Genomic DNA, 16,244 nt, shown 5'->3' on the forward strand with positions numbered 1-16,244 from the left:
AAAACTTACTTTTCACAAAAAAACTAATCCACAGTTATATATTGCAATTGCTGGAAATCTCCGTTGTAAATATTTATATCTACCGTACGTTCAATTCCTGGGACAGTTGCTTTTTCAGTAAACTGCCAAAATAGCCAGTCATCTTCAATTTTTTCTCTGTAGAAATTATAATTGGCAATCCAAAAAAGATATTCCCCAAATTCATCCTTTAAAAAATCTGAATAATATCGCTCTCCTGTATAAATAATAGGACGAACTTTATAATGATTTTCTACTTTTAAAAGCCAGCGTTTTAATCCTTTTTTCAAACTATCCAAAGATTGACTCTTTGGTAATTTTTCGATATCCAGAACCGGAGGCAAATCGCCTTTTTCAAGCTTTACTGTTTCAATAAAAAGATTAGCCTGTTCAATAGAATTTTCATTTGGACGATAATAATGATACGCCCCACGAATCATATTATTCTTCTTAGCTCCAGTCCAATTGCGTTTAAACTGAAAATCTGTCCTGTCCCTGCCTACTGTTGCCCTGATAAATACAAAATCCAACGGATATTTTTGCTCTAAAGTATCTACATACGACCAGCTGATTTTACCCTGATATTCCGACACATCCAATCCAACTGACTTGCCTTCATGTTTTGCCAGAACCTGAAAATTACGAATATCAGACAATCGCTTATCCTCAACTTCTTTCTCAGACATTTTATGGCTTTTAAATCCTAAATAATAAGCTAATCCTCTACGATAGTGATAGATTACGGCAATAAAAAGCAAAGCAAAAATTGAGAAGGAAATAAAACGCAGTATCCTACTAAAAATAGATCTGCCCGTTTTTCTGGAAGTTGTTTTACGATAAGTTGTTTTTCTTGCCATTCGAATACAAAACTACTTTTTCAAAAACTTATTATTTATAACTGATAACAACACATAAATAATAATAATTACAGGAACTGCACTAAATTGAAGTAACAAAAGTAAAACGATAGAAATTGCCAAAAACACAATCTGAAGAACATTATCTTTGATCGTAAACTTTTTAATTTTCAAAGCAAACAGGGGAATCTCGGCATTCAGGATATAAGCACTGGATAAAGTAATTACAAGTAAAACCCATTGGTTGGTTAATAGTTCCAGGGTGATTAATGAATCTGAAAATTTTAAAACCAAAGGCAAACTCAGGATAAAAAGTGCATTTGCCGGAGTTGGCAAACCAATAAACGAATCTGTTTGACGTGTATCAATATTAAAATTAGCTAATCGGTAACAAGATCCTAAAGTAACAATGAATCCTAAAAATGGAATTACAGGGCTTGTTCCTAATTCGTGAGCACTATTTGTAAACATTGAAAACATAACATATCCCGGCACCACTCCACTAGTTACCATATCAGCCAGAGAATCCAATTGTAAGCCAAGCGGACTTGACACTTTAAATAACCTCGCAAAAAAACCATCAAAAAAATCAAAAAATATTCCTAAACAAACCATATAAAAGGCCATTTCATAATCTTGTTTTGAAACAAAAACTACCGCGACACAACCACAAAAAAGATTGATTAGTGTAATAAAATTAGGAATGTGTTTTTTGATATTCATTTTTTATAATTTTGAAGATTGGAAGAGCAAATTTAGCATAATAAGTCATTCTTATATGCGTTTTAAATAGAGTTTTTTATTCTGACGCCCGACTTTTATATTATTTCCAAAAAGGAAGAAATAAGCTCGATAAAAAATTATATTTTTGGTAAAATTTTAAACAAGCCTAGGTTTGAAAAAATAAATACGTTGAAAAAAATCTTAGTATTTTTATTGTTTTGGAATTGCACTTCACATTATGCTCAGACCGTTCGAAAATATTCGAATGAGTTTATGAATATTGGAGTCGATGCTGCAGCTCTTGGAATGTCAAGTGCTGTTGTAGCTTCGACTAATGATGTCAATTCTGTATATTGGAATCCGGCCGGATTAACACATCTTGAAGATCATCAAATTTCATTGATGCATGCCAGTTATTTTGCCAATATTGCGCAATACGATTATATTGGATATGCCAGTCCTATTGACGACAGAAGTGCCTGGGGAATTTCGATGATTCGTTTTGGTGTTGATGACATTATGGACACCACCCAATTAATCGATAACCAGGGAAATATTGATTACAACCGCATCAGTTTATTCTCTACCGCAGATTATGGTTTTACATTTTCATATGCCCGGAAACTACCCCTTGAAGGATTTCAGTACGGTATAAATGCAAAAATCATTCGCCGTGTTATTGGAAAATTTGCTAATTCCTGGGGATTCGGATTTGATTTTGGTCTTCAGTTTGAAAGAAACGACTGGAAATTCGGGTTGATGTTACGGGATATTACAACTACTTACAATGTTTGGAATATCGATGAAGAAGAATATAAAAAAGTCTCAGATGCTATTCCCGGAGAAAATCAGGAATTACCCGAAAGCACAGAGATTACATTACCAAAAGCACAATTAGGAGTTTCAAAAAAGTTTGAATTTCATAATGACACGAGTCTTTTGGTTGCTACAAATTTAAACATGCGTTTTGAACAGACTAATGACATTATTTCATCAAATCTTGTAAGCATTGATCCGGCATTGGGTTTTGAATTTGGTTATACAGAGCTTATTTTTTTAAGAGCTGGAGCAGGAAATTTTCAGAACGTTACACAATTGGATAATTCTGAAAAGTTGAATTTCCAGCCTAATATTGGACTTGGTTTTAAGTATAAAGGAATCCAGGTTGATTACGCACTGACTGATTTAGGCAATCAAAGTACTGCATTATATTCTAATATTTTTTCGCTTAAAGTAGACTTAGGTATATTTAGATAAGGATTTATCAAAAAATCAAAAATGAGAAGTTTTACGTTTCTAAAAATAATGTTCTTATTACTAATATCCAATTTTAGTTTTGGGCAAAATTTACCATTGTCAAAAGAAGGGCATGTAAGTGTATTGACATGTGGTCTTGGCAATGAATCTTATTCTTTTTTCGGACACACGGCTATACGCGTCACTGATCCTGCAAACAATATTGATATTGTATATAATTACGGGGCTTTTGATTTCAGAACTCCTAATTTCGTGGCCAAATTTGCAAAAGGAGATTTACAATACTTTGTAATAGCACATTCTTACAATGATTTTATAAATACATATAATTACGAAAGAAGAAGCGTTTACGAACAAGAACTTCTTATTCCGCAAGAAGCAAAACAAAAACTTTTTGATAATTTAAATACTACGCTCCTTTCAGAAGATCGTTATTACACTTATAAATTTATCGATAAAAATTGCACTTCAATGGTAGTTGACGTTATTAATAAGTCATTGAATAAAAAGGTAATTACTAAAAAGGAAGATACTGGTATAACCTACAGAAACATTTTATTCCCATATTTTGATGGGCATTTTTATGAAAAGTTAGGAACAAGTGTCATTTTTGGAACAAAAGTAGACCAATTAGGCACAAAAATATTCCTGCCTTTTGAGTTAAAAAACAGTTTAGAAAAAATAACTTTTCAAAACCATGCTCTTGCCGGCAAAAGTAAAACATTATTAAATTTTGAAAAAGAAACACCAGCTTCATGGTGGAATAATATATACACTTATATTATTTTGCTTGCCTTTATTGTTTTAATAAATAAAAGGTTTATTGATAAAATCTATATATTTATTTTATCCTTAATGGGAATCTTTTTTGTCTCGATGGGGTTTTATTCTTTCCATCAGGAATTAGCAATGAATTATAATATAATGTTATTTAGTCCGTTATTGTTATTTTTAATTGTTTTTTCAGCTATTAGCAACAAAAAATGGACCTATAAGTTTGCTGTACTGCATTTAGGTTTATTGTTTATTTATACCGTTTTTATAATCAACAAAGCTCACTTTTTTATTGTTCTGCCAATGATTATTACGAGTGGAGTCGTTTTAGTAAGGATAGCCATTAAAAATAAAAAAAGAATACCAATAATAATCTAAAGTTATTGCCCTCTGTAGAATAAAACTGTGGTTATAGTTTTTAAGGTAATACTCAAGTCCAGAAATATACTTCGATGCTTGATATAGTACAAATCATATTGCAATTTTATCAGACTTTCTTCAATAGATTCTCCATATGAGTAATTTACTTGTGCCCAGCCTGTAAGTCCGGGTTTAATGACATGGCGGGTTTCATAAAAGGGCATTATTTCAGCAATTTCCTTAACAAAAAATGGCCTTTCAGGTCTTGGGCCAATAATAGCCATATCTCCTTTTAAAACGTTTATAAATTGCGGAAATTCATCAATTCTTGTTTTTCGCATAAATTTTCCAAATGGCGTAATTCTTTTATCATTTGATTTTGCAAAAACAGCTCCATTATTTTCAGAATTTTCGACCATGGTCCTAAATTTATATATCTGGAAGATCCTTCCGTTTTTACCTACACGCTCTTGTGTATAAAACAAACTCCCTTTATTCCAAAAAACATTAGCAATAAAGATTAAGGGTATAAAAATGGCGCAAAGAATCAAACCAGTCAATGAAAAAACAAATTCAATAAAGCTCACTAGTAATAGATATAACTTATTATTATTACTTCGGCTAAATGGAAAAAAGCGATAAAAATCCCTTGCGATATATTGAACCGGAATGCGTTGCGTTTTGTTTTCGTATACTTGTGTATATTCTCTGATGATATTACCTTTTTCAAGCAAATAAAGTAAATGTTGATATAAATCAGCAGTAATACCCTCTGTTTTTTGTGAGGCTATGATAATTTCTGAAACACTGTTTTTACTAACAAAAGTCAATAAATCATCCTTTTTAATTTCTTTTATATAGTTTAAGGAAAAATCCTGTTCCGCCATAACATCTGAATTTACAAATCCAATGATTTTATAATGCGGATCAACATTTTCTAATCCTAAAACGAGTTCATCGACCTGATGTTTATTACAAATTAAAATTACGTTTTGTGAAAACCTATGAGTCGCTAAAAAGAAAACGTAAAAAAATCGCCAAAGCAATAAAGCCCCCAGAATAGTAAAATAAAAAATCAGAATCACCAAGCGCTGTTTTGGAAGTTCTGGCGAAAATACAGGCGTAAACAAATATACTAATGTAGCTGTTGTCACAGTTAAGATAATGCTTCGGAGAATCTGGAACTGATTACTCGCAACCTGAAGATTATATATCTCGAAGATTGTCCCAAAGCCACTAAGGTAAACAATGAATAAAATTGGTCTGTAATAATCTGCAGTATCTAAATTGAAATATGAATAATAAAAAAGTTCATCCATTAAATATAAGGCAGACAAAACAAAAACGATATCAAAAAGCCTAAGAAGTACTTTCCTTTCCGAAATTTCAAAATGCATTTTTTTGTTTGCCTGCATATATTGTATCTTAATTTTACGCCTTTAATTTGTGACAAATGTATTATAAAAATAAACTTAATTCCCTAAATCCTCTGCTTTTTCAGGAATTTTAATCTGAACTAAAAGAAGTGATAATGCATAAACAAAAGCAGGAGCGGCTGTTCGCATAGCAGCATGATTAATAGTCAGGAGCCAAAAAAAATAAAAAGACAAAAAATACAGATGCTGCTTATTATTAATATACAGTATAAAGGGAGCTATAAAGAGTATCAGAAGTCCAAAAATACCCAGTAAACCATGTTCACTTAACATACGTGTTATTTCATTATGCGATGCGGCTTCAATTCCAAATGATTCTTTCCTTATAGATTTTCCCATTCCTGGCCCAACACCTGTAATGGGATTATCTAAAAAAAGCTTAACTTCAGCATTCATAATTTTTTCTCTTCCCCCCAGGCGATCTTTTTTCACTCTTCCTGTACCATCTTCATTTGCATAACGTTTATTAATAAGGCCCGATGTTTGCAATGAACTATAAGTCCATATTCCTCCAGCCATTAAAGCAGTTAATACAAAAACTAAAGTGAATTTACTTTTACCTTTTGAATTAGAAAAATAATATAATAAAAACAACAAGCAAATAATCATTACTATACCAGTTATAACTCCGCCTCTGGAAAAAGTAACAATTGCCCTGTAACTTATAAACAATAGGAGAACACCATTCAAAATTATTTGTTTTTTTGATTTTGAAAACAAAACTAATTGTGCAAAAAAAACGAACATGCCTAAACCTAAAACCGTGGAAACCTGATTAGGACCAAAACCTCCTGATGTCTCAAAATTTGATTGCGTACCCGTAACAACATCCCTAACACTAGGATTGTATAAAAACAAATAAGCTGCAGTGGTTACAATAGGCAATCCCAGTGCAACTAAAACATTTTGCAAATCGGCAAATAAAATTTTCCTTTTATACATATAAATTGCAGAAACCGCAAGACAAACTGGTCCCGACAAATTAAAAACTAATAATTTTCTAACATTTGAAGAAAAATCAGCATTTGAAGATGTTACCAAAATCCCAGGAATTAATAACAATAAAAAAAGCCAATACACAAAAGCATTAATAGAAAAATTACTATATATCATGCCTAAAAACATGAAAAATATCACATTTACTTTAACAAATTCATTGTTAAAATTACCCCCTGTCATTCGTAAAAAAACCTCAACACCTACCATGTAAGCTGCTACCAAAAGAACTCTATTATTTTTATTTTTAGTTACATAGACAAAGTAAAAACCAACAATAGGAATTAAAAGCGCATAAATTTTCGATAAAAAAGGAACAACAAAAACAACCAAAGCAATTAATGCATGGATTATAAGAAGATAAATATAAGACAATGAAAAATTTTTCATTATATGTTTTTTTTATATGCGAATATTAACTTTTCAATTACGACTTCTTCTGAATAATTTTTCATGACAGATTCGTTAAAATTATCACTTAGCTTTTTTATTAGTAAATCATTCATAATCAATTTAAGTAATTGGTCTTTCACATCATAATCCGAAGAAGGATCAAATAGTAAGCCTGTTAAACCATCTTTAATTACATATGAGCAATACCCAGCATTTGTTGAAACTACAGCCAGATTTCCTAAAGCATATTCCAATAAGGTTACCGGAAACCCTTCTTCAGTTGAAGCTAAAATTCCAATTGATGCTTGTGATAAAATAAATTTTATATCATTTTTTTCTCCATACAAATGGATATCATTCCCAAGTGAACAAAATTTTATAAAACTTTTAATCTCCTGAGAATAGGAATCAGAATAATCTTTACCGATTAAATGCAAACTCCATCCTAATTCATTTAGTTTTAATTCATGAAAAGCTTTTAAAATCAAAATATGATTTTTAGGTTTTTTTAAATTCGCTAAAAAAACAATTCTTTTGCCTTCTTTACCTTTTAAAACAGTTACTTGTTCAGATACATTTTGAAAAGTTGCAAAATTTGGTATAAAAATTACGTTAGAACATTTCATATTTTTTTTGTTCCATTCTTTTAACTGAAGATTCACAACAAAAATAGATGAAAAAAAAACAGACATTAAAATCAAAACTTTATTTTGCTTGACGGACTCTTTAGCACGAGTTCCATAATGGTCATGCCAAATAATCTTCACTTTTGGAAAAGTCAATTTTACTAAAACAGCTATAAAAAAAGAAGAACTATGTGCATGCACTATATCGACTTTGTTCTTTTTTATAAACTCCCTTAATTTAAAAACAGCTTTTACATCTATCCTTTTCTTCTTTTCCAAAAATAAATAGGGTACTTCTGAATGAATTTGATTTATCAATACTCCCTCTTTTCTGGTCGCAACTAATCCTGAAAAAGTTATTTTTTTAGCTAATGCATTGGCGTAGTTTACAGCCATACGTTCTGCGCCACCAGCTTCAAGAGAATCTATGATTTGTATTACTTTCATTTAATCAATAGCTTTTTAATTTCCAATTCAAAGACATCAGTAGTATATTGCTGCGACCAGTTACGTGCTAGTTCACTTTTAGAAAAAAATTTTTTTTCATCATCTAGTACTTTTTCAATTTGTATTATATCTTTTTCTAAATCCATCTCTAATAAAACACCTCTGTTATTATGATCAAGCATAAAAGGCACACAGGAAACTTTTGAAGCAATAGGAACACAACCCCAAAACATTCCTTCAGCAATGGCTTTTGGCCAGCCCTCACTTTTAGATGGCAAAATTACAAAATGACTTTTCTGATAAGCTGTTTTTACAACATCCTGATTCTGATTTCCTTTCAAAATCACATGATTCTCTAACTGATTTTCCTGAATATAACTTTCTAAAACTGGTCTTTCCGGGCCTTCGCCATATAATTCTAAAGTGACTTTACTTGTTTTTTTAATTAGCTCTTCAATTAACTTAACAGCATAAAGTGGATTTTTCCCTAAAACTAAACTCCCAACAAAAACAAAATGAATTTCGGAATTTAAACTGGTCTTTTTGATTATTTTTTTCTCTGATTCTGAATATGTCGCAGTAAAAAAGGATTTTATATTTTTTGATTGATTTTCCCAAACTCCATAAACCAGAACTTGCATATTTTTAGTCAAAAAAGTATTGTTGAGAATGTATTTTTGCAAATTGTATGTCCATGGTTGTTTGCTTTTTGGATCCCAATTTCCGGCATATTTAGCCGTTTTGGTTTTGTGTGGAAAAAATATCTGAATAAAAGTACCTAATAGCCCCATATTGCCAGGGCATCGCAAATGAATGTGATCAGCACTTTTCATTGCGCAGAATATTTTTAGACAAAGAACTGGAAACTTAAATAAAGATGCTGTAATACTTTTAAAATTAGTAATATTAAAATTAGGAACTTTTATGAAGTTAATTTTATCATGTTGATAGTCTATATCAATTACTGATGGATTTCTTTTAATTAAAGGTGCTACAATGGTGACCTCATCAACGTATTTTAACCAGATATTCATCTCACGTATATAAGGAGCATAACCAAAGTATTGATTGCTATCCTGAACATGATTAACGTGGGTGATTATTGTAAATTTCATTTCTATTTGATTTCGGCAATTACATAAATGGCATGATGATACTTACCAATTAAAACTTTGACAAAAATTAAGTTATTTTTTAATCTATTCAGAATCAAAACATTTTTTTCATTTTTTTCATTTTTTTTATTTTTTTTATTTTTTTCTAAAAAAAATCCAGATGAACTGCTGTTGTGCCTGGTATAGTTCTCAAATCTTTCAAGAATTTTCATAACTGAGATTCTTATTATAATTAGATGTCGAAAACTAATTTAAATTCACTACCAAGTTATCCTTGAACAGCTCAAAGGAATTTGAGATTATGAATTTGTTTTAATACTTCTTAAAACATAATGAGATGCTCTTTTTGAGTATTATCTGCCTGTTTCAAAATCTCCATTTAAAATTATAGCTGGCGTTTGAATCCATACTTATTCTTGTATGGGTTTATCAATTTTGACATCTTCATAATTCATAAAATTTGAAGCATTATAAATTTTATTTTTTCGCTTATACAGTTGATTAAGAAAGTCTTTAACAATTTCTTTATTATGATCGCCACTTATACTTTTTCCTATACTTGCCTTTTTATTATAATACTGGTTCCCTCCAATTCCCATATCCAGGCCATAAATTTCAAGAACTTTATTTTTTCTACAAGCTAAAACTGCAGCCAGCATTAACGTATTGAAACCTGAATTGATACTTTGATATGTAAAATTAAAATCTTCTTTCAGGCTCTCAGTTAATTCCTTATGCAAGAGCTCTGAACTTTTGTTATACTTATAATTGGTTATCAAAAATTCTCTTTTATTTCTATGTTTTCGAAGAATATAATGCAATACTTTTTCAAACGAATTTGAGTTTACCTTAGAATTATTATCTATTATCCAAAAAATAGTCCCCAACCATTTCTCTGATGCCATAAACGACTTCAAATATAGAGTTAAATAAAACGGATCGTGGACAACATAGACATGAGGCATCGATTTAACAATATTAATTGAGTCATTACAACAAAAGTAAAGTGCATCTTTCTCCGGCACTATTTTTTTAGCACTTGGGCCACTTGCTACAACAACAATTTTTTTAAAATCTGCAATCTTGAAGTAATTACTTAAATCATCCAGAGAATCATAGTCTGAATAATCAAGCATTCCTTTTTTAACAGATTTGGAATATGGCTTTAACTTATGATAAAAATAGATATAGTTCCTTTTCTTAAATAATGAAAATAAATTCATGCCTAATGTTTTTCTTTTGGCGGATTAAACAAAATAGAAAACCAACCATAAATCCTCCCTGCGGTTTCTGTTAATGCTTCCTTCTTTTTTTTACTATTCAAGATATTGGTAGCTCGGACAACTGTAAGAAATAGTGCGGTTAAATTCCATTTTATTCTTGCTTTTAATCTTGGTTTAGGAAAACTTACTCTCCAAACATACCATCCGTTGCGCAAAACCATTTTTCCATATTGAAATTGGTTAGGCCTCCCGTCATCATCATGAAAGTGAAATAATCTGGCTGACGTGTTAACATACAAATTTCCTACTTTAGAGACCCTAATGGTAAAATCGGCATCTTCATAAAGGCCATATCCTTCAAAGTATTCTGAGAATTTAATAGTTTCTAAAATACATTTTCTGAAGGACGAAACGCCTCCCAAAAAAAACTCTGTCTTATAAATTTTGTTTGTAGGCGGAAAATAACTCATTGCTTTCCCGTGTCCGAAATCCGGAACAATTCCTGGGGGACTATCGTCTAATAAACCTATTTTTTTTCTTAAAATAAATCTTTGCGAATATTTTCTTTTCCACATGTCAAAGTAAAAATACTTATAATTTATAACATCTTTATCGACATGTCTTTCCCAGTTTGCATTGTTATTTATAATATATCCGCCCGCACCCAAAGCTTCCGGATATACTTTATAAGTATTCAATAAATTTTGAAAATAGTCCGGTTCTAAAACCGTGTCATCATCTAAGAAACAAACAATATCAATATCTTTTGCTACTTTAGAAATACCAAAATTACGTTGCTTGGTAAGTCCTCTATTTTCATCTGAAACCAATTCGTATTTTAAATATTGAAATGAATTTTCTTTTAAAATAGTTTCTGTTTTATTGTTAGTTGATCCATCTATAATTAAAATTTCATTAGGATATAAATTTTGTCCCTGAACCGATTTTAATAATTTCAGTAGAGGTTCAGGCCGCATGTAAGTGCAAACTATGAGTGAAAATTTCATTTTTTATTATTCAATTCGTTAGCCCAATATTCACTTTGTTTCCATTGTTTTTTAAAATTAAAAAAATATTTCACCAGATTTTTAATGCTCTGAATTTTGTAATACTTAAAAAACAAAATAGTCTTATATCCTCTTAACTGTTGTTTAGACAAATGCAATTGCTTATATAACATAATTGTTGGTGAAGGCTTAGGTGGAATTTTATCGCCTTGCCAGGGCAAAACAGGTTTAGACCTAAAACCACCTATTGGGGCTTTTAAATGTAAAACTCCTGGTTCTGAAAAATAAATAATATCATTTCCCTGATTACGAAGCTGCATACCAAAATCTGCATCTTCGCCAAAACCAAACTCGAATTTCATATTAAACTTTATATTTTTTAAAGCCTGATGCTGAACAATGCTGCAACCGGAACCAAAAGTAGGCCATTGAAATACATTTTTGAAAACTATTTTTTCATTTTTTTGAAAACAATTAAAAGTGGCAGCTTTTATTCCATTTAATTTTATTTGATTCAAAGCTTTTTCCAGAAAATGATTTTCAAATCTAATATCATCATCTGCCATAAAAACCCATTCACTTTTTACTTCAAACAAAGCTAAATTCCGTGCATTACATGCACCTGCCTGATGCGTAAAAATGTGTTTTATCTCAAAGTCCCAAATTTCATTTTTAAGATAATCTAATTCTGAAATACTATTAAGATTTGGATTCTGCTCAACAATAATAACATTTTTAGGAAGGTAAGTCTGCTGCGACAAGTCTTTTAGAACATGGTATAAATACTCCTTTCTTCCAATAGTAGGTATGATGACATCTATACTTACTAATTCGGCTACTTCTTTTATTGATTGAACATCAACTTTTTTTAACAAATTGTCTTTTAACTTTCTTTTGGAATAAAACAATGAATAAATTAAAGGCAGCAAAGTAATTTTCTTTTCATACAAGAGAAAATTAAGAAACAACAAAAATATCCAACGCATTTTATAATGCTGTTTTACAAAACGAAATAAAATAAAATAGCTTTTTTTATGAATTTTAGTTTGATTAGTAACGCCCTTTAATAATTTGGGATCAGAATAACACAAAAGGCCATGAGGCATTGCGAGTTTTGCCAAAGAAAGTAAAAAATAATCCAGACTATCTGAAACGTTTACATTCTCCTTCAAAGCTAGTAATACAGAGCCTTGGATACCTCCAACAAAACTACTCATCTGCCAGGTAGGATAGGTAACTTTTTTATTAAGATTTATAAAAACAGACTCTTCTATATAACCAATAGCATCTGGCAAAAATGAATTCTCAAAGGGATTATAAGAAACCATCATTTTTTGATGATGAAAAATTGAATCAAATTCATCAAAGTTTACATTTGATTTGAGATTAAAACTACACCAGATGACTAACTCATTTGGAAAAGCGTTAGCAATTTCAAATAAAACTTTTACAGGATTTTTATCTGAAAAATTTAAATTTTGACCGGCTTTACTAACAGAAACAACTTTATTATTTTGATGATAGAGAACGATCATTTATTTTTGTTTTTGGCGAATTATATTTTTATAAAACGTTATATTTTGATTAGCAACCACGTGCATATCGAAACATTTTTCTACTTTATTTCTTGCAGCCTGGCCCAATTTGATACGTAATATTTCATCTTCAAGAAAATCATTAATTGCTTGTGCAAAATCTGCATGCTTTTTTGGATCTGCTAAAAAACCATTAGTTCCATGATCAATCATTTCTTTGGCCCAACCCACATTAGAAGCTACGATTGGTTTTTTCATTGCCATTGCTTCCAACCATGAAACAGGAAAAGCCTCTGCAAATGACGGGAAAACACAAATTGCAGACTGCTGAATTTTTTCTTTTATCTCAGTGTACGGAACACTACCAAAATAGGATACATTTTGCATTGCCTGATCTGAAAACAATTGCTGCATCATTTTCCAGGTTGAATCATTTCCTGAAATAATGTCCGGAACATCCCTGCCAATTAAAATCAATCTTGCATCCGGATTATTTTCTATTACTTTATTAAAAATCAATGGCAACTCTAAAAGCCCTTTTTTTCTAATTAGACTTCCAAAATACAATATAGTTTTCTGTTTTTGATCATTTTCATTATTAGCCTGAAATAAGTTAGCATCAATAGGATTTGGAATAACGGTAAATTTCTTATCCAAACCAAAAACCAAATTTGTTGTATCAGCTGTAAATTGGCTTACTGACAATAATCCATCTGCATTTTCCAGTGCCCTTTTTTCATGAAATTTATTAATCCATTTTACCTTGCGATTATCCAAATAACAAAAATAGGTATCTGAACCGTGTAATCTGATGAGTAGTGGGCATGATTTTGGTTTTATAAATGAAGTTATTCCTGTCCAGTCAGGAGCTTCAACCAGATCAATATTTTTTTCAGAATGTAGTTTATCAATTGTTCTTTCTATTTTCTTCCTTGTTAAAAACCAGGATAACCCTTTAAATTTTATATTTTTTATTTGCTGAACTAGAATTCCGTTATCATTAAATGTATCGTCTTGTTTTTGACCATACACTAATATGTGTACAGAAACTCCTTTAGCTAAAAGTCCAATTGCTAAATTTTTAATACTTGTTCCAATTCCTCCGGAGTTTCCTGTTTTAGAGTGCGGATATTCCGGAGTTAAAAAAGCTATCCTCATTCTATTTGTCAAAAAAATCTTTTAATATCTTAGCAGTAAAAATTTTAGATCCATCGTCATTCATGTGCCCACAAGAAGAAAAATATTTATTCTCGACAACTACATTTTCATAATTATAAATTTCAGGATATGCTTTTTTTACTTTGTCAAAATAATTCATTCCTTTTACATTTTCACACATTGGTGTCATCACAGCAATAAAATTGATATTATTAGCTCTACAGATATTTTTAATCTCTTCGTAATATTTATTTTTTGGTAAAGGGTTTAGATTGATAATATTATTTTTCATATTACCATTTTTGTGTTTTACTAACGGATGATATCCTAAATTATCTAAAGTATTTGTTTTTTTATGTATAGCTGTAAAAAAAGTTTCTCTAAAACCAATTTTTGCATCAAATTTTATATATCTGTAAAAAGGCACATAATACAATTCATTAAAATTTTCCTGCGTTTGAAAATGTTTTTTTATAGTTTGAGAATTATGAATATATGGCAGAAATAATGCTGCTATTCCTTCGGCCTGATGATCACTTGAAAGATTCAAATCAGCCTCTAAAATTACATTTTTAATGCTATATTTTCTTTCGATCATTAATTTCAGCAACAAAGATGCTTCAAACAAATGACCTCCACTCATTCCGTAATTAAATGTCTTTAAACCTTTATCTTCAAACATTTTTGAAACAAAATGATTATTAGCGCGAGACGAACCTAAAATTACAACATCATAATTTTGCTGTTTTGAATTAAAAACAGTCTCAATTTTTCCTCTGTTTTTGGATTGCAAAAAAATGCAAGTGTATAATCCATCGAGAGCAATAGCAATTAACAGAATTACAATAAAAATTTTAGCTGTATAAATTAAAAAGCGTTTCATTAAAACTGAAAATATATAAATTCTTTATAATCAGAGAAAGTCCCAAAAGCTATAATAGCCATAATAGCGAAAGCCACTTTCATCATACTGTTTTTACCCGAAAAAGGCTCAATTTTAGCTCTGTTATTCCATTCGACTAAAACAAATAATCCAATCATAAGAAGCAATTCGTAATTATAACGTTCATTGTTTAAATATTGAAAACTGAAATTTTTATTGGTGACAATGTGCTTTAAATACAAAATAGCATCGTTTATAGTTTTAGCCCTAAAAAACACCCAGGCGACACACGTAATCAAAAATGTCATAAGAATACTAGTAATGGTCTTAACGGACTTAAAATTCCAAGAAAGCTGTATTGCATCTATATTATTTCGATTACTATTACGTAAAAGCAAAGGCAGAAAATAAACAGCGTTTATAAACCCCCAGGCTATATATGTCCAGTTTGCTCCATGCCAAAACCCGCTTACTACAAAAATGATAAAAGTGTTTCTGATTTTCATCCAAATCCCTCCTTTGCTTCCTCCTAACGGGATATACAAATAATCCCTAAACCACGATGAAAGTGAAATATGCCAGCGACGCCAAAACTCTGCAATATCTCTTGAAAAATAAGGATAATTGAAGTTTCTCAATAAATCTAAACCAAATAATTTTGAGGTGCCTAATGCAATATCTGAATATCCTGAGAAATCGCCATAAATTTGAAATGCAAAATAAACCGCTCCTAAAATAAGGGATAATGAGTTCATAGAACTATAATGATCAAAAATGGCATTAGCATAAGTAGCGCAGGTATCCGCAATCACTACTTTTTTAACTAATCCCCAAATAATTTGAAAAACACCTTCTTTGGCTTTTTCAAAATTAAATTCCCGCTTTATTTTTACCTGAGGCAATAAATGAGTAGCTCTTTCGATTGGTCCAGCTACCAGAAGCGGAAAGTAGCTTACAAACAATGAATAATCTACAAAATTATATTCGGCTTTAATTCGCTTATAATAGATATCAATTACGTACGACAGCCCATGAAAAGTGTAAAATGAAATTCCAACCGGCAGAATTACATTTAATAAAATTGGACTCGATTTTAAACCTGCAGTATTTAATAAATCTGAAAATGAAGCCGCAAAAAAATTATAGTATTTGAATATCCCTAAGAAGCCCAAATTCACTAAAATACTTAACCAAAACCAAAATTTCCGGCTATTTTCTGTTTTCCCTTTTTCAATTTGAATTCCTGTGTAATAATCCAGGAAAGTAGAAAACACTAATAAAAAAAGAAATCTCCAGTCCCAACAGGAATAAAAATAATAACTGGCAATAATTAATAATGCATTTTGGGTGCTTTTGGTTTTATTAAAAACAAACCAATACAAGAAAAAAACTATTGGTAAAAAAACAGCAAATGCTATGGAGTTAAAAAACATAAA

Annotated in this window: 15 protein-coding genes; 2 read left to right on the forward strand and 13 right to left on the reverse strand. The window is 30.4% G+C overall.

Annotated features, from left to right (window positions below; all coding sequences use genetic code 11):
- Window positions 1-23: 23 nt before the first annotated feature.
- On the reverse strand, window positions 24-875 hold the full coding sequence (locus tag GXM16_RS08185; RefSeq protein ID WP_163393908.1) for a glycoside hydrolase family 25 protein: 852 nt from the start codon (window positions 873-875) through the stop codon (window positions 24-26).
- Between the two features lie 12 nt (window positions 876-887).
- Window positions 888-1,598, reverse strand: coding sequence for a CDP-alcohol phosphatidyltransferase family protein (locus tag GXM16_RS08190; protein ID WP_163393909.1), 711 nt, complete (start codon window positions 1,596-1,598; stop codon window positions 888-890).
- A gap of 189 nt (window positions 1,599-1,787) precedes the next feature.
- Between GXM16_RS08190 and GXM16_RS08195 the strand changes: the two genes are divergently transcribed.
- Both GXM16_RS08195 and GXM16_RS08200 read left to right on the forward strand, forming a co-directional pair.
- Window positions 1,788-2,855: a putative type IX sorting system protein PorV2 gene (locus GXM16_RS08195; protein ID WP_229684282.1), complete on the forward strand. Its 1,068-nt coding sequence runs from the start codon at window positions 1,788-1,790 to the stop codon at window positions 2,853-2,855.
- A gap of 21 nt (window positions 2,856-2,876) precedes the next feature.
- Window positions 2,877-4,007 (forward strand): lipoprotein N-acyltransferase Lnb domain-containing protein, encoded by a 1,131-nt coding sequence (locus tag GXM16_RS08200; RefSeq protein ID WP_163393910.1) that lies wholly within the window; start codon window positions 2,877-2,879, stop codon window positions 4,005-4,007.
- Window positions 4,008-4,009: 2 nt separating this feature from the next.
- Here GXM16_RS08200 and GXM16_RS08205 read toward each other — a convergent pair whose 3' ends face one another.
- The 11 genes from GXM16_RS08205 to GXM16_RS08255 all read right to left on the reverse strand — a co-directional run bounded on the left by GXM16_RS08205 (window position 4,010) and on the right by GXM16_RS08255 (window position 16,241).
- On the reverse strand, window positions 4,010-5,404 hold the full coding sequence (locus tag GXM16_RS08205; RefSeq protein WP_163393911.1) for a sugar transferase: 1,395 nt from the start codon (window positions 5,402-5,404) through the stop codon (window positions 4,010-4,012).
- Between the two features lie 57 nt (window positions 5,405-5,461).
- The gene (locus GXM16_RS08210) at window positions 5,462-6,811 is read right to left on the reverse strand and encodes an O-antigen ligase family protein (RefSeq protein ID WP_163393912.1); all 1,350 of its coding nucleotides are present in this window, start codon (window positions 6,809-6,811) and stop codon (window positions 5,462-5,464) included.
- Window positions 6,811-7,887 (reverse strand): glycosyltransferase, encoded by a 1,077-nt coding sequence (locus GXM16_RS08215; RefSeq protein WP_163393913.1) that lies wholly within the window; start codon window positions 7,885-7,887, stop codon window positions 6,811-6,813. The genes GXM16_RS08210 and GXM16_RS08215 overlap by 1 nt, the downstream gene beginning before the upstream one ends.
- On the reverse strand, window positions 7,884-9,002 hold the full coding sequence (locus GXM16_RS08220; RefSeq protein ID WP_163393914.1) for a glycosyltransferase: 1,119 nt from the start codon (window positions 9,000-9,002) through the stop codon (window positions 7,884-7,886). Before GXM16_RS08220 ends, GXM16_RS08215 begins: the two co-directional genes overlap by 4 nt.
- Before the next feature lie 2 nt (window positions 9,003-9,004).
- Window positions 9,005-9,214, reverse strand: a complete 210-nt coding sequence (locus GXM16_RS08225; RefSeq protein WP_163393915.1) for a hypothetical protein — start codon at window positions 9,212-9,214, stop codon at window positions 9,005-9,007.
- A gap of 198 nt (window positions 9,215-9,412) precedes the next feature.
- The gene (locus GXM16_RS08230; RefSeq protein ID WP_163393916.1) at window positions 9,413-10,225 is read right to left on the reverse strand and encodes a hypothetical protein; all 813 of its coding nucleotides are present in this window, start codon (window positions 10,223-10,225) and stop codon (window positions 9,413-9,415) included.
- A gap of 2 nt (window positions 10,226-10,227) precedes the next feature.
- Window positions 10,228-11,232, reverse strand: a complete 1,005-nt coding sequence (locus tag GXM16_RS08235; RefSeq protein ID WP_163393917.1) for a glycosyltransferase family 2 protein — start codon at window positions 11,230-11,232, stop codon at window positions 10,228-10,230.
- Window positions 11,229-12,767, reverse strand: a complete 1,539-nt coding sequence (locus tag GXM16_RS08240) for a glycosyltransferase family 2 protein (RefSeq protein WP_163393918.1) — start codon at window positions 12,765-12,767, stop codon at window positions 11,229-11,231. Before GXM16_RS08240 ends, GXM16_RS08235 begins: the two co-directional genes overlap by 4 nt.
- Entirely contained in the window at window positions 12,768-13,937 is a 1,170-nt protein-coding gene (locus GXM16_RS08245; RefSeq protein WP_244307517.1) for a glycosyltransferase family 4 protein, read from the reverse strand.
- On the reverse strand, window positions 13,927-14,808 hold the full coding sequence (locus GXM16_RS08250; protein ID WP_163393919.1) for a hypothetical protein: 882 nt from the start codon (window positions 14,806-14,808) through the stop codon (window positions 13,927-13,929). The genes GXM16_RS08245 and GXM16_RS08250 overlap by 11 nt, the downstream gene beginning before the upstream one ends.
- Window positions 14,808-16,241, reverse strand: coding sequence for an MBOAT family O-acyltransferase (locus GXM16_RS08255; protein ID WP_163393920.1), 1,434 nt, complete (start codon window positions 16,239-16,241; stop codon window positions 14,808-14,810). Before GXM16_RS08255 ends, GXM16_RS08250 begins: the two co-directional genes overlap by 1 nt.
- Between the last annotated feature and the right edge of the window lie 3 nt (window positions 16,242-16,244).

Origin of the sequence: Flavobacterium limi, assembly GCF_010645075.1 — a bacterium.
GTDB lineage: Bacteria > Bacteroidota > Bacteroidia > Flavobacteriales > Flavobacteriaceae > Flavobacterium > Flavobacterium limi.

Coding starts and splice junctions, on each gene's coding strand:
- GXM16_RS08220 (WP_163393914.1), bottom strand. CDS start 9,002: ATGAAATTTACAATAATCACCCACGTTAATCATGTTCAGGATAGCAAT.
- GXM16_RS08210 (WP_163393912.1), bottom strand. CDS start 6,811: ATGAAAAATTTTTCATTGTCTTATATTTATCTTCTTATAATCCATGCA.
- GXM16_RS08225 (WP_163393915.1), bottom strand. CDS start 9,214: ATGAAAATTCTTGAAAGATTTGAGAACTATACCAGGCACAACAGCAGT.
- GXM16_RS08185 (WP_163393908.1), bottom strand. CDS start 875: ATGGCAAGAAAAACAACTTATCGTAAAACAACTTCCAGAAAAACGGGC.
- GXM16_RS08215 (WP_163393913.1), bottom strand. CDS start 7,887: ATGAAAGTAATACAAATCATAGATTCTCTTGAAGCTGGTGGCGCAGAA.
- GXM16_RS08250 (WP_163393919.1), bottom strand. CDS start 14,808: ATGAAACGCTTTTTAATTTATACAGCTAAAATTTTTATTGTAATTCTG.
- GXM16_RS08235 (WP_163393917.1), bottom strand. CDS start 11,232: ATGAAATTTTCACTCATAGTTTGCACTTACATGCGGCCTGAACCTCTA.
- GXM16_RS08255 (WP_163393920.1), bottom strand. CDS start 16,241: ATGTTTTTTAACTCCATAGCATTTGCTGTTTTTTTACCAATAGTTTTT.
- GXM16_RS08230 (WP_163393916.1), bottom strand. CDS start 10,225: ATGAATTTATTTTCATTATTTAAGAAAAGGAACTATATCTATTTTTAT.
- GXM16_RS08200 (WP_163393910.1), top strand. CDS start 2,877: ATGAGAAGTTTTACGTTTCTAAAAATAATGTTCTTATTACTAATATCC.
- GXM16_RS08190 (WP_163393909.1), bottom strand. CDS start 1,598: ATGAATATCAAAAAACACATTCCTAATTTTATTACACTAATCAATCTT.
- GXM16_RS08205 (WP_163393911.1), bottom strand. CDS start 5,404: ATGCAGGCAAACAAAAAAATGCATTTTGAAATTTCGGAAAGGAAAGTA.
- GXM16_RS08240 (WP_163393918.1), bottom strand. CDS start 12,767: ATGATCGTTCTCTATCATCAAAATAATAAAGTTGTTTCTGTTAGTAAA.